The sequence below is a fragment of the Streptomyces peucetius genome, assembly GCF_025854275.1.
Classification (GTDB): Bacteria; Actinomycetota; Actinomycetes; order Streptomycetales; family Streptomycetaceae; genus Streptomyces; species Streptomyces peucetius_A.
Genome location: NZ_CP107567.1, coordinates 1,905,219 through 1,929,419, shown reverse-complemented (window position 1 = coordinate 1,929,419; position 24,201 = coordinate 1,905,219). Strand labels below are relative to the sequence as shown.

Sequence of the window (24,201 nt, the reverse complement as noted above, 5' to 3'; positions counted from 1 at the left end):
CGGATACCATCGACATGGCTGATCCTGATCCATCAACACCGTCCCGGAAGGGGGCCGCTCGCGTGAGTGTGCTCGACGAGATCATCGAAGGTGTGCGCGCCGACCTGGCAGAGCGGCAGGCGCGTGTCAGCCTCGACGAGCTCAAGGAGCGCGCCGCCAAGGCCCCGGCGGCCAGGGACGGCCTGGCCGCGCTGCGCGGCGAGGGCGTCAAGGTGATCTGCGAGGTCAAGCGTTCCAGCCCGTCCAAGGGCGCACTCGCCGCGATCGCCGACCCGGCCGGACTCGCCGCCGACTACGAGGCGGGCGGCGCGGCCGTCATCTCCGTACTGACCGAGGAACGCCGCTTCGGCGGATCGCTGGCCGACCTCGAGGCCGTGCGCGCCAAGGTCGACATCCCGGTGCTGCGCAAGGACTTCATCGTCACCGCGTACCAGCTGTGGGAAGCGCGGGCCTACGGCGCCGACGTCGTCCTGCTGATCGTCGCCGCGCTCGACCAGGAGGCCCTGGTCTCGCTGATCGAGCGCGCCGAGTCGATCGGTCTGACCCCGCTGGTCGAGGTGCACGACGAGGACGAGGCCGAGCGGGCCGTCGAGGCCGGGGCGAAGATCATCGGCGTCAACGCGCGTGACCTCAAGACCCTCAAGGTCGACCGCTCCACCTTCGAGCGGGTCGCCCCCGAGATCCCGGCCCACATCGTCAAGATCGCCGAGTCGGGTGTGCGTGGCCCGCACGACCTGATCGCCTACGCCAACGCCGGCGCCGACGCCGTGCTCGTCGGCGAGTCCCTGGTGACCGGCCGCGACCCCAAGTCGGCGGTCGCGGACCTGGTGGCCGCGGGGGCGCACCCGGCGCTGCGGCACGGCCGGAGCTGAACCGGACATGATCATCGCTCGTCGCCGTTCCGGTCCGAACCCGGGCTCCCGCCCGGGGCGGCCGGCGGTGCCGTGCCCGGCGGGCGACGGCACCGCCGTCGCCGGTACGCCGGCGTACGCCGGAGCGGCCTCCGGAGCACCCCGCGACCCGTACGCGCGCCTCGCCCGCGGCTGCCGCCCACGCGGCTGCCGTGCGCCGGCGCGGCGGGTGCACGGGCGGCGCGTGCGGTACGTCATCGGGGACGAGCCCGGCCAGGTCAACGGGATGCGATGGCGCGGCGCGCCTGCGCGCACGGGCCGCTAGGCCTTCAGGCGGGTCTGCGTTTTCCTCCCGCCCTCCCCCTACGGCCTGGCGGCCGTGGGAGGTTCCCCCTTCCCGAACCGGGCTCCGCCCGGACCCCGCTCCCGGCCCCCCGCGCCAAAAGCGTCGGCGGTGCTTGGGCTTGCCGGTTCTGCCGGGGCTCTGTCCGGACTCCGGCGGCTCAAGGGCTGGTGGGGCTCGGGTTTGCCGGTTCTGCCGGGGTTCCGTCTGGACTCCGGCGCCCCAGGGCCGGCGGTGCTCGAGCTTTCCGGTTCTGCCGGGTTCCGTCCGGTTCCCGGCGGCTCAAGGGCCGGTGGGTCGGGGTTCCGCCCCGAAGCCCGCGCCGCGCCTCGAACGCCGGCGAGGGCTCCGAAGGAGCCCGGCCGGCGATCGAGGCCACCGCGCAAGCGCGGTGGCGGCCCGGGCGGAGCCCGGCCCGCCGTCCGGCGGTCACGGGGCCCGGGGCTTGCCCCGGTTTCGGGAAAGGGGCGGGGAGGGGACCGGCCACGCGCAGCGGCCCCACCCACCCCGCACACGCTTCGCTTCCGCACACCCGACACGTCCCGGGCCCCCGGGCCCGACAAGGAGCTGCGTCGCCATGTCCAGCGACTACTTCATCCCCGACCCGGAGGGTCAGGTTCCCGACCCCCAGGGCTACTTCGGCGCCTTCGGCGGAAAGTTCATCCCCGAGGCCCTCGTCGCCGCCGTCGACGAGGTCGCCGTCGAGTACGACAAGGCCAAGTCCGACCCGGCCTTCGCCGCCGAGCTCGACGCGCTCATGGTCGACTACACCGGTCGGCCGAGCGCCCTCACCGAGGTGCCCCGCTTCGCGGAGCACGCCGGCGGGGCGCGGGTCTTCCTCAAGCGCGAGGACCTGAACCACACCGGCTCGCACAAGATCAACAACGTGCTGGGTCAGGCTCTGCTCACCAAGCGGATGGGCAAGACCCGCGTCATCGCGGAGACCGGTGCCGGCCAGCACGGCGTCGCGACCGCCACCGCCTGCGCCCTCTTCGGTCTCGAGTGCACCATCTACATGGGCGAGATCGACACGCAGCGACAGGCACTGAACGTCGCGCGGATGCGGATGCTCGGCGCCGAGGTCGTCGCCGTCAAGTCCGGCAGCCGCACCCTCAAGGACGCCATCAACGAGGCCTTCCGCGACTGGGTCGCCAACGTGGACCGTACCCACTACCTCTTCGGCACGGTCGCGGGCCCGCACCCCTTCCCGGCCATGGTCCGCGACTTCCACCGCGTCATCGGTGTGGAGGCCAGGCGCCAGATCCTGGAGAGGGCGGGCCGCCTTCCCGACGCGGCCGTAGCCTGCGTCGGCGGCGGCTCGAACGCCATCGGCCTGTTCCACGCGTTCATCCCCGACACTGCCGTCCGGCTGGTCGGCTGTGAGCCCGCCGGTCACGGCGTCGAGACCGGGGAGCACGCCGCGACCCTGACGGCCGGCGAGCCGGGCATCCTGCACGGCTCCCGCTCCTACGTTCTCCAGGACGACGAGGGCCAGATCACCGAGCCGTACTCGATCTCGGCCGGTCTGGACTACCCGGGCATCGGCCCCGAGCACTCGTACCTGAAGGACTCGGGCCGCGGCGAGTACCGCGCGGTCACGGACGACGCCGCCATGCAGGCCCTGCGGCTGCTGTCCCGCACCGAGGGCATCATCCCGGCCATCGAGTCGGCACACGCGCTGGCCGGCGCGCTCGACCTCGGCCGCGAGCTCGGCAAGGACGGGCTGATCCTGGTCAACCTCTCCGGCCGGGGCGACAAGGACATGGACACCGCCGCCCGCTACTTCGGGCTGTACGACACCGACGCCCGGGTCGAGGCCGACGCCTCGGCCGACAACGGCGCCGCCGAGATCCAGGGGGACGCGGAATGAGCGGCAACATCCGGCTGCTGAGCGACACGCTCGCGGCGGCGAAGAACGAGAACCGGGCGGCGCTCATCGCCTACCTGCCCGCCGGCTTCCCAACCGTCGACGTCGGCATCGAGGCGGTCAAGGCCGCGTTCGACGGCGGCGCCGACGTCGTCGAGGTAGGGCTGCCGCACAGCGACCCGGTCCTCGACGGGCCGGTCATCCAGACCGCCGACGACATCGCCCTGCGCGGCGGAGTCCGGATCGCCGACGTGATGCGCACGGTCCGCGAGGCCCATGCGGCCACCGGCAAGCCGGTCCTCGTGATGACGTACTGGAACCCGATCGACCGCTACGGCGTCGAGCGGTTCACCGCCGAGCTCGCGGAGGCGGGCGGCGCCGGGTGCATCCTGCCCGACCTGCCGGTCGAGGAGGCGGGCCTGTGGAGGGAGCACGCCGAGAAGCACGGCCTCGCCACCGTCTTCGTCGTCGCGCCCAGCAGCAAGGACGCCCGCCTCGCCAGGATCACGGCGGCGGGATCCGGCTTCGTCTACGCGGCGTCGCTCATGGGCGTCACCGGTACCCGGGAGTCGGTCGGCGAGCAGGCCCAGGACCTGGTGCGCCGCACCCGAGCCACGACCGACCTGCCGGTCTGCGTGGGCCTCGGCGTGTCGAACCCGGCGCAGGCCGCCGAGGTCGCGGCCTTCGCCGACGGTGTGATCGTCGGCTCGGCGTTCGTCAAGCGGATGCTCGACGCGTCCGGAGACGGTGCGGCCGTCGCCGCCGTACGGGAACTGGCGGGCGAACTCGCACGGGGTGTGCGCGGCGGCTCGTAGCTCGTACGAGTGGATCAGCGACCGGGGAGGCGCGCATGCGCCTCCCCGGTTCGTTGGCCGGGTGTGAGCGAGAACCAAGAGCGAAAGCGGGTCGCCCGCGAGCGACTCCAGCAGGAACAGGCGCGGGAGAAGGCACGTGAGAAGCGCCGCAGGACCGTGATCGTGGCGTCGGCCGTCGTGGCCGTGCTCGGCCTGGCCGCGGTGGTCGGTCTGGTCGCCGCCAATGCCGGCAAGGAGGACGACGGCGCCACCGAGGCCGGGCCGCTGCTCGCGCCGAGCGGGGCGCAGGGCGAGGAGCAGCTCGCGATCCCGGTCGGCGCGACCGACGCCCCGTCCACCCTCACGATCTGGGAGGACTTCCGCTGCCCGGCCTGCGCCCAGTTCGAGAACGCTCTGCGGGACACGATCCACGAACTGGAGGAGGCCGGCCAGATCAAGATCGAGTACCACCTCGCCACCATCATCGACGGGAACATGGGCGGCAGCGGGTCCCTGCGCGCGGCGAACGCGGCGGCGTGCGCGCAGGACGCCGGGAAGTTCGTCGAGTACCACGACGTGCTGTACATGAACCAGCCGCCCGAGCCGGACGACGCCTTCGCGGACAACGGCAGGCTGATCGAGCTCGCGGGCAAGGTCGAAGGGCTCGACACCCCCGGGTTCCGCAGCTGTGTGGAGGAGGGCAAGCACGACGCCTGGGTCAACAAGTCGAACGCGGCCTTCCAGGCGGGCGGCTTCCGCGGCACGCCGACCGTGCTGCTCAACGGCGAGTCGGTCTTCCCGACGAAGGGCAATGAGCAGATCTCCGTCGCCAACTTCAAGAAGTGGGTCAAGGAGGCCAACAAGAACAAGCCGCCGGGCAGCCGGCGTCCGGCGGAGCCGGGAGCGGAGGGGAGCGCGAGTCCTCAGACCCCGGCCTCCTGACGTACGGCGGGGCGGCGGGACCTGCCCCGTCGCCCCGCGGCCGGGAGCGGGCTCGTTACCCAGAAGTTGCCGGGCGGGTTGCCGTCGGTCCCGCCCGGCAAGGTAGCGTCGGACCTGCCATGGACATCGCCTACATTCCCAGTCCGTCGACCGGAGTGATCCATCTCGGACCGCTTCCGCTGCGCGGCTACGCGTTCTGCATCATCATCGGCGTCTTCGTAGCCGTCTGGTACGGCAACCGGCGCTGGGTCGCCCGGGGCGGCAAGGCCGGGACGGTCGCCGACATCGCTGTCTGGGCCGTGCCCTTCGGCCTGGTCGGCGGGCGGCTCTACCACGTGATCACCGACTACCAGCTGTACTTCAGCGAGGGTGAGAACTGGGTCGACGCCTTCAAGATCTGGGAGGGCGGCCTCGGTATCTGGGGCGCGATCGCGCTGGGCGCGGTCGGTGCCTGGATCGGCTGCCGCCGTCGCGGCATCCCGCTGCCCGCGTGGGCCGACGCCCTCGCACCCGGTATCGCCTTCGCGCAGGCGATCGGCCGCTGGGGCAACTGGTTCAACCAGGAGCTGTACGGCCGCGAGACCGATGTGCCGTGGGCGCTGAAGATCAGCGAGGGCCCGAACCGCGAGGCCGGCCTCTACCACCCGACGTTCCTGTACGAGTCCCTGTGGTGCATCGGCGTCGCACTGCTGGTCATCTGGGCCGACCGGCGCTTCAAGCTCGGCCACGGCAGGGCGTTCGCGCTGTATGTCGCCTCTTACTGCGCCGGCCGCGGCTGGATCGAGTACATGCGCGTCGACGACGCCCACCACATCCTCGGCCTGCGGCTCAACGTCTGGACGTCGATCCTTGTCTTCCTCCTGGCGGTCACGTACATCGTGATCTCGTCGCGGCTGCGGCCGGGACGCGAGGACGTGGTGGAACCGGCGGCGGTGGACCTGTCCAAGCCGAAGGGTGACGGCGAGGCGGAGACCGAAGCCGAGGCTGCTCAGGACGATGCGCAGGAGTCGGCCGCCGAGGACGACGCGCAGGAAACGGCCTCGGAGGACGAGGGCCGCACGGCGGATTCCTCCGCCGATGCGCCCGCGGACGCGGCGGAGTCCCCGCGCAAGGCGTAACAACCGCAGCGCAGGCCTTCCCCCACCTCACCCCCACGGCCCGGCGGCCGTGGGGGTGCTCCGTCTGCCGCCCACCGTGGACAGGAACGGCACGGGTGCGCACACGGGCTACGCGGCCCTGGTTTCTCTGCGCGCAGTGCCGTCAGCCTGTCGGTTCCCGCTCCGCCAGCGCCAGTGTCCTCCGCGCCGCCGCCACCACCGCGGCGTCCACGAAGCGCCCGTCCGGCAATGCCAGTGCCCCCGCATCGATCGCGGCCGCCTTCACGATGTCCTCCGCCGCCTCGATCTCCTCCTGAGTCGGCCGGAAGGCCCGTTCGATGACGGGCAGCTGACGCGGGTGGATGGCCGCGCGGCCCAGGAAGCCGAGGGACCTGCCGTGCGAGCAGGAGGCGTAGAGGCCGTCGAGGTCGAGGATGTCGGGGAAGACGGACTGGGACGGCGGCCCGAGACCGGCGGCCCTGGCGGCCATCACCGTACGGGTGCGCGCCCAGTCGAGACCGGCGTCGCCGCGCAGTCCGAGGTCCGCGCGGAGGTCGGACTCGCCCAGCGCGATGCCGGCGATGGCGTCGTGCGCGGTGGCGATTGCGTAGGCGTGTTCCACCGCGAGCGCCGACTCGATGAGCGCGTACAGCGGGACGCCCGGTGCGCCGGCCGCGATCCGCTGGATGTCAGCGGCGTATGCGACCTTGGGGATACGCAGTGCACCGAGGCCCGGCAGCTCCGCGAGGGCCTCGACGTCATGGGGGGAGTTGATGCGGACATGGACGGGGAGAGGCTGCGGGTCCGACAGCAGTTCGGCCGTGGCGTCCAGGGCGTAGGGCTTGCGCCCCTGGGCCACGGCGTCCTCCAGGTCGACGATGACGATGTCGGCGTCGGAGGCGATCGCCTTGCGGACCACCTCCGGGCGGTCACCGGGGGCGTAGAGCCAGGTGAGAGGGATGGTCACAGCGCTCCCTGGGTGCGTAGTGCGGCGATGTCCGCCGGGGTCAGACCGAGTTCGGCCAGGACCTCTTCGGTGTCGGCGCCGTGCGGCCGGCCCGCCCAGCGGATACCACCGGGCGTCTCCGACAGCCGGAAGAGCACGTTCTGCATACGCAGCGGGCCGAGCTCCGGGTCGGGGACTTCGGTGATGGTGCCGAGCGCCTGGTACTGGGGATCGTCCATGACGTCGCGGATGTCGTAGACGGGAGCGATCGCGGCCTCCGCCTTCTCGAAGGCGGAGGCCACCTCGTCGCGGGTGCGGCGGGCGATCCAGCCGCCGACGGCCTCGTCGAGTTCGTCGGCGTGGTCGGCGCGGCCGGTGCCGGTGGCGAACCAGGGTTCGTCGACGAGCTCGGGCCGCCCGACCAGATGCATGACACGTTCGGCGACGGACTGCGCGGAGGTCGAGACGGCGAGCCAACTGCCGTCGGCGGTGCGGTAGATGTTGCGCGGGGCGTTGTTGCGTGAGCGGTTCCCGGTGCGCGGCTGTACGTAGCCGAGCTGGTCGTACCAGAGCGCCTGCGGCCCGAGCATCGCCAGAATCGGTTCGATGATCGCCATGTCGACGACCTGGCCGCGGCCGGTGGTGGCGCGGGCGGCGAGCGCGGTCATGACGGCGTAGGCGGAGGCGAGGGCGGCGACGGAGTCGGCGAGCCCGAACGGCGGCAGTGTCGGCGGGCCGTCGGGTTCGCCGGTGGCGGCGGCGAAGCCGCTCATCGCCTCCGCGAGCGTGCCGAAGCCGGGGCGGTGGGAGTACGGGCCGAACTGCCCGAAGCCCGTGATCCGGGTGAGGACCAGCCGCGGGTTGGCCTCGCTCAGTTCGTCCCAGCCGAGCCCCCATCTCTCCAGGGTGCCGGGGCGGAAGTTCTCGACGACCACGTCCGCCGTCGCCGCGAGACGCAGCAAGGTGTCGCGCCCGGCGGGGGCCGACAGATCAAGGGTGACGTTCCGCTTGTTGCGGCCGAGGACCTTCCACCACAGGCCGACCCCGTCCTTGGCGGGGCCGTGCCCGCGTGAGGGATCGGGCCGGGTGGGGTGCTCCACCTTGATGACCTCGGCGCCGAAGTCACCGAGCATCGTGGCGCACAGCGGACCGGCGAAGAGGGTGGCGAGGTCGAGGACGCGCAGTCCCCGCAGCGGCAGCGGAGCGGAGGCGGAAGCGCTCATGAGGCGGCGTCGATCTCGGAGCGGTACGGCATGGAGGTGGACGCTCCCGGACGCTGGACGGACAGGGCAGCGGCCGCGCATGCCCAGGCCAGGCATTGCGCCACCGGTTTCTTGTCGCCGAGCGCCACGGCCAGGGCACCGACGAAGGTGTCACCGGCCGCGGTGGTGTCCACGGCGGTCACGGAAGGAGCGGGGACGGTGACCGGCTCGGTGTCGCGGGCGGCGTACAGGCAGCCCGCCGGGCCGAGGGTGATCACCACCTCGGGGACCTGCCGCAGCAGTTCCTGTGCCGCGGAGCGCGGGTCGGCGATGCCGGTGAGGGTGGCCGCCTCGTGCTCGTTGGGGACGAGCAGATCGGTGGCGGCCAGGAGTTCGGGAGGCAGCGGCTGCGCGGGGGAGGGGGTCAGGACGGTCCGTACCCCGTGGCGGCGGGCCGCCTCGGCGCCGTCGAGCACGGCGCTGAGCGGAAGTTCGAGCTGGAGGAGCAGTGTGTCGCCGCCGGCGATGAGGGCCTCCTCCCCCGGGGCGAGGGAGGTGATGGTGCCGTTGGCACCGGGGACGACGACGATCGCGTTGCCGCCTTCGTCGTCGACGACGATGTGCGCCGTGCCCGACGGGCCCTCCGCGGTCCTGAGCAGGTCGGTGTCGACGCCGCTGGACTCGAGCGTGTGCCGCAGCTGCGCGCCGAAGGCGTCGGAGCCGACCGCCCCGATCATGGCGACCTCACCCCCGGCACGGGCGGCGGCGACGGCCTGGTTGGCGCCCTTGCCGCCGGGGATCGTACGGAACTCGCGTCCGGTGACGGTCTCCCCGCGTTTCGGCGCGTGCGCGACGAAGGCGACGAGGTCCATGTTGGTGCTGCCGAGCACCACGATGCCGGTCATGGGCGGAGAGCCTCCTTGAGCGTGAGGTGGGCGAGGGTGTCGAAACCGACGCCGTCGAAACCGGTGACGGAGGTCGCGAGCCGGTTCTTCAGCGGGGCGGTCCAGCGGTCGGGCAGGGCCTCGGGGTGTCCGGCCAGCAGTCCCGTGAGCGAACCTGCCGTCGCGCCGTTGGAGTCGGTGTCGAGCCCGCCGGAGACGGCGCGGCAGACGGAGCCGGTGAAGTCTCCGTCGGCGTGGGTGAGGGCGGCGGCGAGCAGCGCGGCGTTGGGCAGGACGTGCACCCAGTGGTAGGCGCCGTACGCGCGGTGCACGCTGTCGACGGCGTCGGCGAAGTCGGCGTGCGCGCGGGCCGCTTCGACGCCGAAGCGCACGGCCGCGGTGAAGCGAGAGCGGGGCGGGACGACGGTCAGGCCCGTGGCGATCGCCCCGTGGACGTCGACGGTGCCGGAGGCCGCGGCGGCGAGGGCCGCCGCGGTGAACATGGCGCCGTACACACCGTTCGCGGTGTGGGTGAGCGCCGCGTCCCGGTACGCCTGGGCGGCGGCTGCCGCGGGGGCGCCGGGGTTGGTCCAGCCGTGGACGTCGGCACGGATGGCGGCGCCGATCCACTCACGGAACGGATTGCGGTGACCGGCGGTGAGCGGAGGCTCGATGCCGCTGAGGAGGTTGCGGTAGGCGACGCGCTCCGCGGTGAACGTCCGCCCGGCGGGCAGCTCGTCCAGCCAGAGCCGTGCGACATCGGCAGTGGTGAAGTCCCGGCCGTGGCGCCGGAGCAGCAGAAGATTGAGGAGGGGGTAGTTGAGGTCGTCGTCCTCCGGCATGCCGGCGATGTTCTCGGCGAGCGAGTTCGGGGCGCTGCGCCGGTTCCAGGGGTGCGCGGCGGCCAGGTCCTCGGGCAGACCCCTGGCGGTGAACCAGGTGGTGAGCGGCCAGTTCCCGGTGGCGCGGGCGATGTCACGGATCGCGTGCAGCGGCAGTTTCTCGACGGGTCTGCCCAGCAGGCAACCGACGGCACGTCCGAGCCAGGCGGCGTGCAGCGCGTCGCCGAGCGTCCCGGCGTGCGCCGGGCCCGGCCTGTCGTCCCGCGGTCCGCCGGCCGGGGTCGCCCCGGCGTGGGGCCCGTCGTCCCGCGGTCGGTCGGCCGCCGCTTTGGCCTGCGCCGCGTTGTGCCGGGGGCCGCCGGCCGGTGCCGTGATGGGGTGTGCCGCCTGGATCAGAGGGAGGGGAGTCGGCTCGTCCGCGGTCAGCGGGGAGGGCAGGCCCGCCAGTTCGTCCAGCAGCTCCTCGGCCAGCGCCCGCAGAGCGGGCGAGACCTTCCCAGAGGACGCGCCCGCCCGTTCGGGAGCGGGTGCGCCGCCCGACGCAAGCCACCGGTCACGGACGGCAGTCGCGTCCCTGCCGTCCTCCTGTGCCTGACGCAGTTCGTGGCCGATCAGGTCCTCCGGCTGCACCCAGGTCAGACGCAGCGTCCTCGTCATCGCGCGGTGACCGTCAGGGACGCGAACGCCTGCTCGTGGGCCCGGCGGCGTTCGGTGTCGCGGGCGTAGATCTCCCTTGTCACCGCCGCCAGTTCGGCCGCCGGAGCGTGCAGGTCGACGCGGCTCGCCCCGGCGACCCGCTCCGCCCACTCGGCCGGTACGGCCGCCGTGCCGTTCAGGGCACCCGCGATCGCCCCCGCCATCGTGGCGATGGAGTCGCAGTCCCGGCCGTAGTTGACGGACGACAGGACCGTACGCCGGTAGTCGCCGTCGCCCACGAGCAGCATGCCCAGCGCGATGGGGAGTTCTTCGATGGAGTGCAGGCGGGAGGGGCGGCGGGCGCCCAGCGACGGTGCGCGGTAGTCCGGGCCGACGGTGTCGAAGGGCGCGACCGCCGCCCGCAGCGGCATCAGCGCCGACTCGAAGTCGCTGTACCGGGCGGCCGCTTCCGCGACCGCTTCGATCGCCGCCTGGGTGCCGTCCTTCGCCAGCGCCACCGCCGCCTCGACGACCGACAGAGGCGTGGCGCCCGGCAGGCACGCCGCGGCGACGGCCGCCGCGAAGACCCCGGCCGCCTCCCGCCCGTACGACGACTGGTGCGCACCCGCGATGTCGACGGCCTCGGCGTACGCGGCCGCCGGGTTGGCCGCGTTCACCAGGCCCACCGGCGCCATGTACATCGCCGCGCCACAGTTGACGATGTTGCCCGTGCCCGCCTCGCGCGGGTCGTGGTGCCCGTAGTGCAGCCGCGCGACGAGCCACTTCTCGGCGAGGAACAGCCGCTGCAGCGGGATGGCCTCGGCCTCGAGCTCCGGGATCCAGCGCGGGTTGGTGATGAGATCGGGGACGAGATGATCGGCCACGGCGTACGCGTCGAGGTGGTCGCGGACCGTGGTGTACACCCCGATCAGCGCGTGCGTCATCAAGGTGTCGTCGGTGATGTGCCCGTCGCCCTTGTGGTACGGGGCGATGGGGCGGGCGGTGCGCCAGTCGTCGCCGTGCCAGGGGCCGACGATGCCGGTGATCCGCCCGCCGTGGCGCTCCATGATCTGCTCGGGCGTGTAGCCCTCGACGGGGCCGCCGAGGGCGTCGCCGACAGCCGCGCCGACCAGGCTGCCGGTGATCCGGTCGTCGAGGGGGAGAGTCGGGGAGGCCGCCGCTTCCGGTGCCGTGTCGGTCGCCGCCGTAGTCGTCGTCATGCCCGAATTGTCCACCTGGGGCGGCCGTGTTCGGCGGACCGCGCGCCGGGTTTCGGCTAACCGGTGCCGGGCGGCGGACCGGTCGGCCACCCTGTCGCGGGACACCGCAGCGCGGACTCGAGCCGTGCCGCGAGTTCGACGAGATCCGTCCCGGCGAGGCGGGGCAGTGCGCAGCCCGCGAGCGTCCGGCAGGCGTCCCGCCAGGTCGCGGGCAGCGACGCGCCGCCGCCGAGCGCCCCGGTCAGGGCGCCCGCGAGGGCGGGGGCTGAGTCCGCGACACGCGAGAGGCACACGGCCGCCGGCACCGCCTCCGCGACCCGGCCGCGCGCGGCGGTGGCGACGGCGAGCGCGACCGGCACGGTTTCCGCGGCGGCGATGCCGTAGCTGTAGACGTGGTCGACGATCTGGTGCTCGAGCAGCGGTACGAGTTCGAAGGCGCCCGACGCATGGCGGGCCAGCTTGACCGCGTGGTGAGCGTTGCGGCCGATCTCGGTGTCCTCCGGGAGTTCGGCGAGCGCGGCGTCGACGGCGTGGTCCACGTCCGCCCCGCCGAGCGCGGCGGCGACGGCGGCGGCCATGGCACGGGCGCCGTGCACCCCGTCGCCGTCCTGCGTGTACCGCGCGTCGAACTCGGCGAGCACGGCGGCGGCGAGCGGGTCGCCCGGGTGGGCGGCGGCGAGCACGACGGCCCGCACACAGGCGGCGTCGTCGAAATAGTGCGGGTTGTCGTGGCCGGTCGCCGGGGGTCGCAGCCCGGTCGCCAGATTGCCGAGCCCGGCGTGCACGGAGATCCGGGCACGCAGCGGCAGCACGGCGGACTCGACCTCGGGAGCCCGTTCGGCCGCGGCGGCGACCTGCCCGGCGAGGGAGTTCCACGCGAGGTCGATCGCGGCCCGCAAGCGGCGGGCCGGCTCCAGGTGGTGGAACGGCTCCCCGGCGGCGGTGAGCACGGTCCCGGCCGCGAACGCCGCCCATTCGGCGTCGTCGGAGGGACCGAGCCGCAGGGGCTCCGGCGGCTGGTTGAGCGCGATGGGGACCGGCAGCGTCGTCGTGGCGTTCTGCTCGGCGAAGGTGTCCAGCTCACGGGTGAGGCGCCGGGTCCACTCGGGCATGCGCGCGGCACGGTGCCGGGCGGCCGGCCACCCGGCGGCGTCACCGGCGGCCAGCCCGAGGAGAAGCCCCTCGATACGGCGCGCCCCGTCTCCGGGCGCGGTCGTTTCTGCGGGTACGGCGTGGGCCGGAGCCGGAGCCGGAGCCGGAGCCGGAGCGGGAGCGGGAGCCGCGTGCCGCAGCCCGAGTCGGCCGGCGCCCGGCGATGGTGCGCCGTCCACCAGCATGCGCCGGGCCGGGGCCGTGCTGCCGGGCCCACCGGCCACCACCATGCCCCGGGCGGTGCCCCTGGGCGCGCTCGCGTGACCGGCCGGTGCCGCTCCCGTCCCGCCCGGCGCGGCACGGTCGGGGGCCGCTGCCTGCGCCGCCTCGACTCCGCCGATCAGGCCGGCCGCGACCACCACCCCGGCCGAGGCCCTCCCCGCCGCCGGCCCCACACCTGTCCCCGACACTGATCCCCCTCCCGGCCCAGGTCCGGACGCCGGTGCCGGCCCTGTATCCGTCCCCACTCCCACTCCCGCACCCGGTCCCGGCGCCGCTCCCGGTTCCCGTTCCGGTGCCGCCCCCGGCTCCCGCCCCGCCCCCGCTCCCGCTCCCGCTCCCGGCCCTGGCTCGGTTCCCGGTTCCGGCGCTGGTCCCGTTCCGGGCGCGGCTCCGGGCGCCGGTGGCGGGCCCCCGTCCGTCCGCGCTCCCTGCCCTGGCTCGGCCCCCGGTTGCGGCGCGGCACCCGGGTCTCGCCCTGGCCCCGCTCCCTGCCCAGCCCCCGCCCCCGCCCCCGCACCCGGCCCTCGCCCCGCCCCGGCCCCCGCGTCGCCGCGGGCCCCGGGGTCGCGGGGCGGGGCCGGGTGGGCGGCCGACGGCGTCGGGGTGCGTCCCGGGGCCGGGTCGGCCGAGGTCACGGTGCGCCGCCGAGGTCCTCGTCAGGGGTCAGAAGGTCCGCGATGTCCAGGACGTGGTAGCCGCGCATCGACGGAAGGCAGCTGCCGCGGACCGGGGTGATCGCCGATGCCCATGCCTCGGGGATAGCCGCCGCGCCGGCGGCCGAGCCGGCCAGCGCGCCGGCGACCGCCGCGGTGGTGTCGGCGTCACGGCCCATGTTGACCGCCGTCAGCACCGACGTACGGAAGTCGCCCCGCGCCGCCGCGAACGCGCCGAACGCGAGGCCGACCGCCTCCGGCGCCAGGTCCGTCCACGGGTAGCCGCCGACGACGACCGCGGAGCGGACGGCCCGTTCCATGGAGAGGGTGTCGGGGTACGTCCGCCCGGCGGCGACGATCGCGCGGCGCATCGAACGGGCGGTCCAGGAGTCCATCGGGACGACGGACAGTGCCGCCCCGATCATCCCCGCCGGTCCCGCCCCGCCCATCGCGGCCGCCACGCCCGCCGCCACGGCGCGGCCGCCGTAGATGCCCTCGCCGTCGTGGCTGACGCTGCCGTCGATCGTCACGAGCCGTGCCGCTTCCGAGGGCCGGCCCGCCGCGAACACGCCGAACGGGGCCGCCCGCATCGCGAGACCGTCGCTCCAGGCGTGCCGGTGCTGGGCGGAGATCGGGGCGGCGAGGCCCCTTCTGAGGTTCTCGAGGGTGCCGCGCTCGCTGAAGCCCGCGCCTCGGAACGGCCCTTCGTCCAGGTCCGCGATCCATTGGTGCCACGCCGCCTCGACGTGGGCCACGGTGAGCGCGGAGCCGTGTCTGGCGAGCAGCAGGCCGGAGAAGATCGCGTACTCGGTGTCGTCGGTGCCTGCGGGGTCGTCGCTCACGAAGTCCTCGATGCGGCCCCAGCGGCGGCGGATCTCCGAGGGCCGCATGTTCTCCGCGGGCGCGCCGAGCGCGTCGCCGACGGCGAGGCCGAGGAGCGCGCCGCGGGCCCGGTCGAGCAGGGTGGCGACGGGACCGGAGCCGGACGCTGTCAGCACTTCCATGAAGGTCCCCTTCGCGCGCGCGAGCCTTGTTCCGGGATCTTTGCCACGAGCTGCCCGCCATGAGTCGCAGAAACGTTTCTGTCACCCGCTTCGCCCATGCTCCGCACCCAAGTAAGTAAAGCCTGCCTTGCTGGTACGCCCCTTACGTCCGGCGTATCTTCGGGAGCGTCGAGGGGGAGCGGGGCCGACCGGGCAGCCGCCGGAGAAGGGGAGAATTGTGTCCATCATCGAAACCGAAGCCGCACTTCACGAGGCGCACCGTGACAACCACACGCACCGTGACGTCAACGGCGGCTGGCTGCGGCCGGCGGTGTTCGGGGCGATGGACGGGCTGGTCTCCAACCTCGCTCTGATGACCGGTGTCGCGGGCGGTGCCGTCTCCCAGCAGACGATCGTCATCACGGGTCTCGCCGGTCTCGCGGCGGGCGCGTTCTCGATGGCGGCCGGCGAATACACCTCGGTCGCCTCCCAGCGCGAGCTGGTCGAGGCCGAACTGGCGGTGGAACGCCGCGAGTTGCGTAAGCATCCGGTCGACGAGATGGAGGAGCTGGCGGCGCTGTACACCGCCCGGGGCGTGGAGCCCGCACTCGCCCGTGAGGTGGCGATGCAGCTGTCGAGGGATCCGGAGCAGGCGCTGGAGATCCACGCCCGCGAGGAGCTCGGGATCGACCCCGACGACCTGCCGTCGCCGCTCGTCGCCGCCTTCTCCTCCTTCGGGGCGTTCGCGCTCGGCGCGCTGCTGCCGGTGCTGCCGTACCTGCTCGGCGCGAGCGCGCTGTGGCCCGCGGTGCTGCTGGCGCTGGCCGGGCTGTTCGGCTGCGGCGCCCTGGTGGCGAAGGTCACGGCCCGCAGCTGGTGGTTCAGTGGTCTGCGTCAGCTGGCCCTCGGTGGTACGGCCGCCGCGGTCACCTACGGCCTGGGTACGCTCATCGGCGCCGCCGTGTGAGCCACCGCGTTCTGCGGTACCGCCCCGCACCGGCTCGCCGTGAGCCGGTGCGCTCGCGTTTTCGGGCTCCGTCGCGGACGCTGTGATGTACGTCCTGCCGCGAAGGTGCCCCAGAGTGAGACCCTATGCAAGGCGCAACATAATTAGCCGTTACTCGGTGGTTTCGATTCCGCAATCCCGGGGCATCAGCCGTAAGCGCTGCGGGCAATGAGGCCTGCTCTGCAAAGGTCCTCCGGACGTCGATCTGTCCGTTGCGGCCCACCTTCACCGCCTGGAGCGGTGTCCGCATGCTGGAATGAGCTATCCGCTTTCCGAGAAGCACTCCATCATGTAACCTGCACGAAATTTCGCGGAGGGCCAACGTCGTCCCTCGGCACTGAACATGCCACGACGACGACGGGAGAGCCGATGCGTTCCGACGCCTGGTCGCCCATGGACGGTCGCCCCGCCCCCCAGGGGATGTACGACCCCCGTAACGAACACGACGCCTGCGGTGTCGGGTTCGTGGCCACCCTCACCGGTGTTGCCGGCCATGAGCTGGTCGAGCAGGCGCTGACCGTACTGCGGAACCTCGAGCACCGCGGCGCCACCGGCTCCGAGCCCGACTCCGGCGACGGCGCGGGCATCCTGCTCCAGGTCCCGGACGCCTTCCTGCGCGAGGTCACCGACTTCGAGCTGCCCGAGGCCGGCTCCTACGCCGTCGGTATCGCCTTCCTCCCGTCCGGCGCCGAGGACAACGAGACCGCCGTCTCGAAGATCGGGTCGATCGCCGACGAAGAGGGCCTGACCGTCCTCGGCTGGCGCGACGTTCCCGTCACCCCCGACCTGCTCGGCAACGGCGCCCGCGCCACCATGCCCGCCTTCCGCCAGCTGTTCGTCGCCGACGGCGCCAGCGAGGGCATCGCGCTGGACCGCAAGGCGTTCGTCCTGCGCAAGCGCGCCGAGCGCGAGGCCGGTGTCTACTTCCCGTCGCTCTCCGCGCGCACCATCGTCTACAAGGGCATGCTGACCACCGGCCAGCTCGAGCCCTTCTTCCCCGACCTCTCGGACCGGCGCTTCGCCACCGCCGTGGCGCTCGTCCACTCGCGGTTCTCCACGAACACCTTCCCGAGCTGGCCGCTGGCCCATCCGTACCGCTTCGTCGCGCACAACGGTGAGATCAACACGGTCAAGGGCAACCGCAACTGGATGCGGGCCCGTGAGTCGCAGCTCGCCTCCAAGCTGTTCAACTCCGGCGCCGGCAAGATCGACCGGATCTTCCCGGTCTGCACGCCCGACGCCTCCGACTCCGCCTCCTTCGACGAGGTCCTGGAGCTGCTGCACCTCGGCGGCCGTTCGCTGCCGCACTCCGTGCTGATGATGGTTCCCGAGGCGTGGGAGAACCACGACTCGATGGACCCCGCCCGGCGAGCGTTCTACCAGTACCACTCCACGATGATGGAGCCCTGGGACGGCCCGGCCTGTGTCACCTTCACCGACGGCGTCCAGGTCGGCGCGGTCCTCGACCGCAACGGCCTGCGCCCCGGCCGCTACTGGGTCACCGACGACGGCCTGGTCGTCCTCTCCTCCGAGGTCGGCGTCCTCGACATCGACCCCGCCAAGGTCGTCCGCAAGGGCCGGCTGCAGCCCGGCAGGATGTTCCTCGTCGACACCGCCGAGCACCGCATCATCGAGGACGACGAGATCAAGTCCGCCCTCGCCGCCGAGCACCCCTACCAGGAGTGGCTGGAGGCCGGTGAGATCGAACTCGAGGACCTCCCCGAGCGCGAGCACATCGTCCACACCCACGCCTCCGTCACCCGCCGCCAGCAGACCTTCGGCTACACCGAGGAAGAGCTGCGCGTCATCCTCGCTCCGATGGCCCGCACCGGCGGCGAGCCGCTCGGCTCCATGGGCACCGACTCGCCGATCGCGGCCCTCTCCGAGCGCCCCCGGCTGCTGTTCGACTACTTCACCCAGCTGTTCGCGCAGGTCACCAACCCGCCGCTGGACGCCATCCGCGAGGAGCTCGTCACCTCGCTGCACTCCTCGCTCGGCCCCCAGGGCAACCTGTTGGAGCCGACCGCCGCGTCCTGCCGCAGTGTCACGCTGCCCTTCCCGGTGATCGACAACGACGAGCTGGCCAAGCTCATCCACATCAACGCCGACGGCGACATGCCCGGCATGAAGGCCGCCACCCTGTCCGGCCTCTACCGGGTCTCCGGCGGCGGCGACGCCCTGGCCGCCCGTATCGAGGCGATCTGCGGCGAGGTCGACACCGCCATCGAGGGCGGCGCCCGGCTGATCGTCCTCTCCGACCGCCACTCGGACGCCGAGCACGCGCCGATCCCGTCGCTGCTGCTCACCTCCGCCGTGCACCACCACCTCATCCGCACCAAGCAGCGCACCCAGGTGGGCCTGCTGGTCGAGGCCGGCGACGTCCGCGAGGTCCACCACGTCGCGCTGCTCATCGGCTACGGCGCGGCCGCGGTCAACCCGTACCTGGCGATGGAGTCGGTCGAGGACCTGGTCCGCGCCGGCACCTTCATCGAGGGCCTCGAGCCCGAAAAGGCCATCCGCAACCTGATCTACGCCCTCGGCAAGGGCGTCCTGAAGGTCATGTCCAAGATGGGCATCTCCACGGTCGCCTCCTACCGCGGCGCGCAGGTCTTCGAAGCCGTCGGCCTCGACGACGCGTTCGTCGACAAGTACTTCAACGGCACCGCCACCAAGATCGGCGGCGCGGGTCTCGACGTCGTCGCCAAGGAGGTCGCCGCCCGCCACGCCAAGGCGTACCCGGCCTCCGGCATCGCCGCCACGCACCGCGCGCTGGAGATCGGCGGCGAGTACCAGTGGCGCCGCGAGGGCGAGCCGCACCTGTTCGACCCGGAGACCGTCTTCCGTCTGCAGCACGCCACGCGCAACAAGCGGTACGACATCTTCAAGAAGTACACGGACCGGGTGAACGAGCAGTCCGAGCGGCTGATGACGCTGCGCGGCCTGTTCGGCTTCAAGTCGGACCGCGAGCCGATCTCCATCGACGAGGTCGAGCCCGTCTCCGAGATCGTCAAGCGCTTCTCCACCGGCGCCATGTCGTACGGCTCCATCTCCAAGGAGGCGCACGAGACGCTCGCCATCGCCATGAACCAGCTGGGCGGCAAGTCCAACACCGGTGAAGGCGGCGAGGACCCGGAGCGCCTGTACGACCCGGCGCGGCGTTCGTCCATCAAGCAGGTCGCCTCCGGCCGCTTCGGCGTCACCAGCGAGTACCTGGTCAACGCGGACGACATCCAGATCAAGATGGCCCAGGGCGCCAAGCCCGGCGAGGGCGGCCAGCTGCCCGGCCACAAGGTGTACCCGTGGGTCGCCAAGACCCGGCACTCCACCCCGGGTGTCGGCCTGATCTCCCCGCCGCCGCACCACGACATCTACTCCATCGAGGATCTGGCCCAGCTGATCCACGACCTCAAGAACGCCAACCCGGCCGCCCGCATCCACGTGAAGCTGGTGTCCGAGGTCGGCGTCGGCACGGTCGCCGCCGGCGTCTCGAAGGCCCACGCGGACGTCGTCCTCATCTCAGGCCACGACGGCGGTACGGGCGCCTCTCCGCTCACGTCGCTCAAGCACGCGGGCGGACCCTGGGAGCTCGGTCTCGCCGAGACCCAGCAGACCCTGCTGCTCAACGGCCTGCGCGACCGGATCGTCGTCCAGACCGACGGCCAGCTGAAGACCGGCCGCGACGTCGTCATCGCCGCGCTGCTCGGCGCCGAGGAGTTCGGTTTCGCGACCGCGCCGCTCGTCGTCTCCGGCTGCGTCATGATGCGCGTCTGCCACCTGGACACCTGCCCGGTCGGCATCGCCACCCAGAACCCGGTGCTGCGTGAGCGGTTCTCCGGCCAGGCCGAGTTCGTCGTCAACTTCTTCCGGTTCGTCGCCGAAGAGGTCCGCGAGATCCTCGCCGAACTGGGCTTCCGCAGCGTCGAGGAGGCCGTCGGCCACGCCGAACTCCTCGACACCGGGCGGGCCGTCGACCACTGGAAGGCCCAGGGCCTCGACCTCGAGCCCCTCTTCCACGTGCCCGAGCTGCCCGACGGCGCGGTGCGCCACCAGGTCGCCGAGCAGGACCACGGCCTGGAGAAGGCCCTCGACAACGAGCTGATCGAGCTCGCCGCGGAGGCGCTGAACGCCGCCACCGCCGAGGACGCCCAGCCCGTGCGCGGCCAGGTCGCCATCCGGAACATCAACCGGACCGTCGGCACCATGCTCGGGCACGAGGTGACGAAGAAGTTCGGCGGCGCGGGCCTGCCCGACGACACCATCGACATCACCTTCACCGGCTCCGCCGGCCAGTCCTTCGGCGCGTTCGTGCCGCGCGGCATCACGCTGCGCCTCGAGGGCGACGCCAACGACTACGTCGGCAAGGGCCTCTCCGGCGGCCGGGTCGTCGTCCGCCCCGACCGGGGCGCCGACCACCTGGCCGAGTACTCGACCATCGCGGGCAACACCATCGCCTACGGCGCCACCGGCGGCGAACTGTTCCTGCGCGGCCGCACCGGCGAACGCTTCTGCGTCCGCAACTCCGGTGCGCTCGTCGTCTCCGAGGGCGTCGGCGACCACGGCTGCGAGTACATGACCGGCGGTCACGCGGTCGTCCTCGGCGAGACCGGCCGCAACTTCGCGGCAGGCATGTCCGGCGGCATCGCCTATGTGATCGACCTCGACAAGGACAACGTCAACCCCGGCAACCTGGAAGCCGTCGAGGCCCTGTCGGACACCGACAAGCAGTGGCTGCACGACGTCGTGCGCCGCCACTTCGAGGAGACCGGCTCGACCGTCGCAGAGAAGCTGCTGGCCGACTGGGACGCGAACGCGGACCGGTTCAGCAAGATCATCCCGACCACGTACAAGGCAGTGCTCGCCGCCAAGGACGCCGCTGAGCTCGCCGGTCTCTCAGAGCAGGAGACCACCGAGAAGATGATGGAGGCGGCGACCAATGGCTGACCCCAAGGGCTTCCTGACCACCGGGCGCGAGGTCGCCGAGACCCGCCCCGTCGAAGAGCGCGTCAAGGACTGGAACGAGGTCTACGTTCCCGGCTCCCTGCTGCCGATCATCAGCAAGCAGGCCGGCCGCTGCATGGACTGCGGCATCCCGTTCTGCCACGACGGCTGCCCGCTCGGGAACCTGATCCCCGAGTGGAACGACTACGCCTACCGTGAGGACTGGGCCGCCGCCTCCGAGCGGCTGCACGCCACGAACAACTTCCCGGAGTTCACCGGCCGTCTGTGCCCCGCTCCGTGCGAGGCCGCGTGCGTGCTCGGCATCAACCAGCCGGCCGTCACCATCAAGAACGTCGAAGTCTCCATCATCGACAAGGCGTGGGACACCGGCGACGTCACCCCGCAGCCGCCGGAGCGCCTCTCCGGCAAGACCGTCGCCGTCATCGGCTCCGGCCCGGCCGGTCTCGCCGCCGCCCAGCAGCTCACCCGGGCCGGTCACACCGTCGTCGTGTACGAGCGCGCCGACCGCATCGGCGGACTGCTCCGGTACGGCATCCCCGAGTTCAAGATGGAGAAGGTGCACATCAACCGGCGCATCGAGCAGATGCGCGCGGAAGGCACCAAGTTCCGCACCGAGGTCGAGATCGGCCGCGACATGCCGGCCGACGCACTGCGTCGCCGTTACGACGCGGTCGTCGTCGCCGCCGGCGCCACGGTCTCCCGCGACCTGCCCGTCCCGGGCCGCGAGCTGAACGGCATCCACTTCGCCATGGAGTACCTGCCGCTCGCCAACAAGGTGCAGGAAGGCGACTTCGTCGCCCCGCCGATCACCGCCGCGGGCAAGCACGTCGTCGTCATCGGCGGCGGCGACACCGGCGCGGACTGCGTCGGCACCGCGCACCGGCAGGGCGCGGCGTCCGTCACCCAGCTCGAGATCATGCCGCGGCCGGGTGAGGAGCGGAACGCCAACCAGCCGTGGCCGACGTTCCCCATGCTGTACAAGGTCACCTCCGCGCACGAGGAGGGTGGCGAGCGGGTCTACTCCGTCTCCACCACCCACTTCGAGGGCGACGAGGACGGCAACGTCCAGGCCCTGCACCTGGTCGAGGTCGCCTTCGAGGACGGCAAGCTGGTCCAGAAGCCGGGCACGGAGCGGCGTATTCCGGCGCAGCTGGTCACCCTGGCGATGGGCTTCACCGGTATCGACCGCTCCAACGGCCTGGTCGAGCAGTTCGGCCTCGACCTCGACGAGCGGGGCAACGTCGCGCGTGACGCGGACTTCGCGACGAACGTCGACGGCGTCTTCGTCGCCGGTGACGCGGGCCGCGGCCAGTCGCTGATCGTGTGGGCGATCGCCGAGGGCCGCTCGGCGGCGCGGGGCGTCGACCGCTACCTGACGGGCGCGAGCGCCCTGCCGGCACCGATCCGGCCGACGGACCGGGCGCTGACGGTCTGACCGTTCACCGCCCCTATTGAACGTCCCGTACAACGGCGTGCGGAACTGAACACGGCGCCTGCCATGTCCCCGACCGGACCGGCAGGCGCCGTGGCGTGCGCGGGGGTGCGGGCGGCCGGCGGGCGCGTGGCGCCTGCGGCGGGCTTGTTCTGCTCCCCGCCGCCCCTTCCCGAACCGGGCCCCTCCCCCTACGCCTGCGGCGTGGGGGGACCCGTACGACCCGTACCGCGCTTCGCGCGGGTGGCCTCAATCTCCCCCTACGGCTTGGCGGCCGTGGGTGGGGGTGCCTCCCACGCCGCCAGGCCGTAGGGGGAGTATTTCCAGCCGGGCTGATTTCGCTCCGGGGAAAGCCAGCCTCGCCGGCGTTTGAGGCGCTGGGTTCGGGGCGGAGCCCCGACGGGGTCCGGAAGGGGCGGGACGGGGAACGGGCGCCGGGTGGCGGGGCGTTGGGGCGGCACGGCGGGATATCGTCGGACCTGTCGCACGGTCCGACGAACGGAGCCCCGCATGCCCGTCAGCCTCGAGAAGCTCGAGCAGAGCGCCCCCGCGCTCGTCAGCCTCTACAAGACCGCCGGCATCTCGCTCCAGAAGCACGGACTGCACGGGCAACGCGCCGCTGTCTATCTCGTGGTCGACTACTCCGGGTCGATGAAGGAGTACTACAAGGACGGCAACGTCCAGGCCCTCGCCGACCGTGTCCTCGGACTCTCGGCCAACCTCGACGACGACGGCACCGTGCCCGTCGTGTTCTTCTCGACCGACGTCGACGCCGTCACCGACATCGCGCTGGAGAACCACCACGGCCGGATCGACGAGATCGTCTCCGGCCTCGGGCACATGGGGAAGACCAGCTACCACCTCGCGATGGACGCCGTCATCGACCACTACCTGGACAGCGGCGCCACCGCGCCCGCGCTCGTCGTCTTCCAGACCGACGGCGGGCCGATCAACAAGCTTGCCGCGGAGCGTTACCTCTGCAAGGCGGCCAGGCTCCCGCTCTTCTGGCAGTTCGTCGGCTTCGGCAACAAGCGCAGCTCGCAGTTCGACTTCCTGCGCAGACTCGACGACCTCCCCGTCCCCGCCAAGCGCCCCGTCGACAACACGGGCTACTTCCACGCCGGCCTCGACCCGCGGCAGGTCCCGGACGCGGAACTGTACGACCGGCTGGTCGGCGAGTTCCCGCAGTGGCTGGCGGCGGCCCGCGCCCAGGGCATCGTCACCTGAGACCGGGGCCGCCGCAGCGGGCTACCGCGACGGGAAGCCGTACCGGTGCACCGGCATGATCTCGGGGTGCGGACGTCGCCGTGAGTCCCATGCGTTCCGCGACGGGCATCATCACCGTGGCGAACTTGTTCATCGCCTCCTCGGACTCCCACAGGTCGCAGATCTCCAGACCCGAGTCCTTCGGGACGCACACATGGACCGGACACCCGGCGAACGTGTCGCCCGGTTCCGCGCGCAGCTTCGCGTTGAGTTCCTCGTACTGCTCGATCGTCACGTCGGGAAGTGTGGCCACATGAAGACGGCCATCGTCGTTCTCCTCGGTGCGAGGGTCCCCGTGCCTCCCCGTCGCCCGGCCGGCGGCCTGTACCCCTCCAGCACATCACGTCCCGACCCCACCGGCACGCCGCACCAGGACTCGACAGAAGGTGTCCGGATTCCGCGGTTCCATGGAGCCATGACGACTTCCACATGGGCCGCCTTCCGGGCGGCCGAGCCCGCGTTCGCCGAATCCGTCCAGAGCCGCTTCGAGCGGTACCGGCATCACGTCCTGGCCACCCTCCGCAAGGACGGTTCTCCGCGTCTGACCGGACTGGAGGTGAACTTCAGCGCCGGTGAGCTGTGGCTCGGCATGATGCCGGGGTCGTTCAAGGCCAGGGACCTCGTGCGCGACCCGCGGTTCGCCCTGCACACGAACCCGGGCGCCGACGACTCGATGGACGGCGGGGACGTACGGATCTCCGGCCGGGCGTACGAGGTCGCCGAGCCGGCGGAGAAGGCCCGCTTCGTCGAGGATGCGCAGCCGCCGGAGCCGTTCCATCTGTTCCGCGTCGAGCTCGACGAGGTCGTCAGGACATCGGTCGAGGGCGACGAGTTGGTCGTACGGTCCTGGAACCCGGAAGGCCCGGTCCGTACCCGGCGGCGCCGGTGAGCTGCCGCCCGCCCG

The 24,201-nt window shown here is 72.5% G+C and carries 19 protein-coding genes; 11 read left to right on the top strand and 8 right to left on the bottom strand.

Annotated features, from left to right (window positions below; translation table 11 throughout):
* Positions 1-62 precede the first annotated feature (62 nt).
* The 6 genes from trpC (at position 63) to lgt (ending at position 5,915) form a co-directional block, all read left to right on the top strand.
* Positions 63-872: an indole-3-glycerol phosphate synthase TrpC gene (gene trpC / locus OGH68_RS08855; protein ID WP_264242788.1), complete on the top strand. Its 810-nt coding sequence runs from the start codon at positions 63-65 to the stop codon at positions 870-872.
* Positions 873-879: 7 nt separating this feature from the next.
* Complete coding sequence (gene trpM / locus OGH68_RS36140) at positions 880-1,176, top strand: tryptophan biosynthesis modulator TrpM (protein WP_413470953.1); 297 nt, start codon at positions 880-882, stop codon at positions 1,174-1,176.
* Positions 1,177-1,771: 595 nt separating this feature from the next.
* The gene (gene trpB, locus OGH68_RS08850; RefSeq protein WP_264242786.1) at positions 1,772-3,064 is read left to right on the top strand and encodes a tryptophan synthase subunit beta; all 1,293 of its coding nucleotides are present in this window, start codon (positions 1,772-1,774) and stop codon (positions 3,062-3,064) included.
* A complete protein-coding gene (gene trpA, locus OGH68_RS08845) occupies positions 3,061-3,876 on the top strand; it encodes a tryptophan synthase subunit alpha (protein ID WP_264242785.1) in 816 nt (271 codons plus the stop codon). Before trpB ends, trpA begins: the two co-directional genes overlap by 4 nt.
* A gap of 63 nt (positions 3,877-3,939) precedes the next feature.
* The gene (locus tag OGH68_RS08840; RefSeq protein ID WP_264242784.1) at positions 3,940-4,797 is read left to right on the top strand and encodes a DsbA family protein; all 858 of its coding nucleotides are present in this window, start codon (positions 3,940-3,942) and stop codon (positions 4,795-4,797) included.
* 119 nt (positions 4,798-4,916) lie between these two features.
* A complete protein-coding gene (lgt, locus tag OGH68_RS08835; RefSeq protein WP_264242783.1) occupies positions 4,917-5,915 on the top strand; it encodes a prolipoprotein diacylglyceryl transferase in 999 nt (332 codons plus the stop codon).
* A gap of 142 nt (positions 5,916-6,057) precedes the next feature.
* On the opposite strand, the gene OGH68_RS08830 is transcribed toward lgt, so the two are convergent.
* The 7 genes from OGH68_RS08830 to OGH68_RS08800 form a co-directional block, all read right to left on the bottom strand.
* Positions 6,058-6,861 carry an HpcH/HpaI aldolase/citrate lyase family protein gene (locus OGH68_RS08830; protein WP_264242782.1) on the bottom strand — a complete coding sequence of 268 codons (804 nt, stop codon included), beginning with the start codon at positions 6,859-6,861 and terminating at the stop codon, positions 6,058-6,060.
* On the bottom strand, positions 6,858-8,063 hold the full coding sequence (locus tag OGH68_RS08825; protein WP_264242781.1) for a CaiB/BaiF CoA transferase family protein: 1,206 nt from the start codon (positions 8,061-8,063) through the stop codon (positions 6,858-6,860). Before OGH68_RS08825 ends, OGH68_RS08830 begins: the two co-directional genes overlap by 4 nt.
* Positions 8,060-8,947, bottom strand: a complete 888-nt coding sequence (gene rbsK, locus OGH68_RS08820) for a ribokinase (protein WP_264242780.1) — start codon at positions 8,945-8,947, stop codon at positions 8,060-8,062. The genes OGH68_RS08825 and rbsK overlap by 4 nt, the downstream gene beginning before the upstream one ends.
* Positions 8,944-10,425 carry an ADP-ribosylglycohydrolase family protein gene (locus OGH68_RS08815; protein ID WP_264242779.1) on the bottom strand — a complete coding sequence of 494 codons (1,482 nt, stop codon included), beginning with the start codon at positions 10,423-10,425 and terminating at the stop codon, positions 8,944-8,946. Before OGH68_RS08815 ends, rbsK begins: the two co-directional genes overlap by 4 nt.
* Positions 10,422-11,624 (bottom strand): ADP-ribosylglycohydrolase family protein, encoded by a 1,203-nt coding sequence (locus tag OGH68_RS08810; RefSeq protein WP_264242778.1) that lies wholly within the window; start codon positions 11,622-11,624, stop codon positions 10,422-10,424. The genes OGH68_RS08815 and OGH68_RS08810 overlap by 4 nt, the downstream gene beginning before the upstream one ends.
* Before the next feature lie 56 nt (positions 11,625-11,680).
* A complete protein-coding gene (locus OGH68_RS08805) occupies positions 11,681-12,961 on the bottom strand; it encodes an ADP-ribosylglycohydrolase family protein (RefSeq protein ID WP_413471093.1) in 1,281 nt (426 codons plus the stop codon).
* A 668-nt stretch (positions 12,962-13,629) separates the two neighbouring features.
* Entirely contained in the window at positions 13,630-14,655 is a 1,026-nt protein-coding gene (locus OGH68_RS08800; protein ID WP_264242776.1) for an ADP-ribosylglycohydrolase family protein, read from the bottom strand.
* A gap of 217 nt (positions 14,656-14,872) precedes the next feature.
* Here OGH68_RS08800 and OGH68_RS08795 point away from each other — a divergent pair, with 217 nt between their 5' ends.
* From OGH68_RS08795 to OGH68_RS08780, 4 genes are all read left to right on the top strand, one after another.
* A complete protein-coding gene (locus OGH68_RS08795) occupies positions 14,873-15,601 on the top strand; it encodes a VIT1/CCC1 transporter family protein (protein ID WP_264242775.1) in 729 nt (242 codons plus the stop codon).
* A 408-nt stretch (positions 15,602-16,009) separates the two neighbouring features.
* Entirely contained in the window at positions 16,010-20,581 is a 4,572-nt protein-coding gene (gene gltB, locus OGH68_RS08790; protein WP_264242774.1) for a glutamate synthase large subunit, read from the top strand.
* Entirely contained in the window at positions 20,574-22,034 is a 1,461-nt protein-coding gene (locus OGH68_RS08785; RefSeq protein WP_264242773.1) for a glutamate synthase subunit beta, read from the top strand. The genes gltB and OGH68_RS08785 overlap by 8 nt, the downstream gene beginning before the upstream one ends.
* 507 nt (positions 22,035-22,541) lie before the next feature.
* Positions 22,542-23,258, top strand: a complete 717-nt coding sequence (locus OGH68_RS08780) for a vWA domain-containing protein (RefSeq protein ID WP_264242772.1) — start codon at positions 22,542-22,544, stop codon at positions 23,256-23,258.
* Here OGH68_RS08780 and OGH68_RS08775 read toward each other — a convergent pair.
* A complete protein-coding gene (locus tag OGH68_RS08775; protein ID WP_264242771.1) occupies positions 23,251-23,532 on the bottom strand; it encodes a hypothetical protein in 282 nt (93 codons plus the stop codon). The genes OGH68_RS08780 and OGH68_RS08775 overlap by 8 nt on opposite strands.
* A gap of 180 nt (positions 23,533-23,712) precedes the next feature.
* On the opposite strand from OGH68_RS08775, the gene OGH68_RS08770 reads away from it, so the two are divergent.
* Positions 23,713-24,186 carry a pyridoxamine 5'-phosphate oxidase family protein gene (locus tag OGH68_RS08770; protein ID WP_264242770.1) on the top strand — a complete coding sequence of 158 codons (474 nt, stop codon included), beginning with the start codon at positions 23,713-23,715 and terminating at the stop codon, positions 24,184-24,186.
* Positions 24,187-24,201 lie beyond the last annotated feature (15 nt).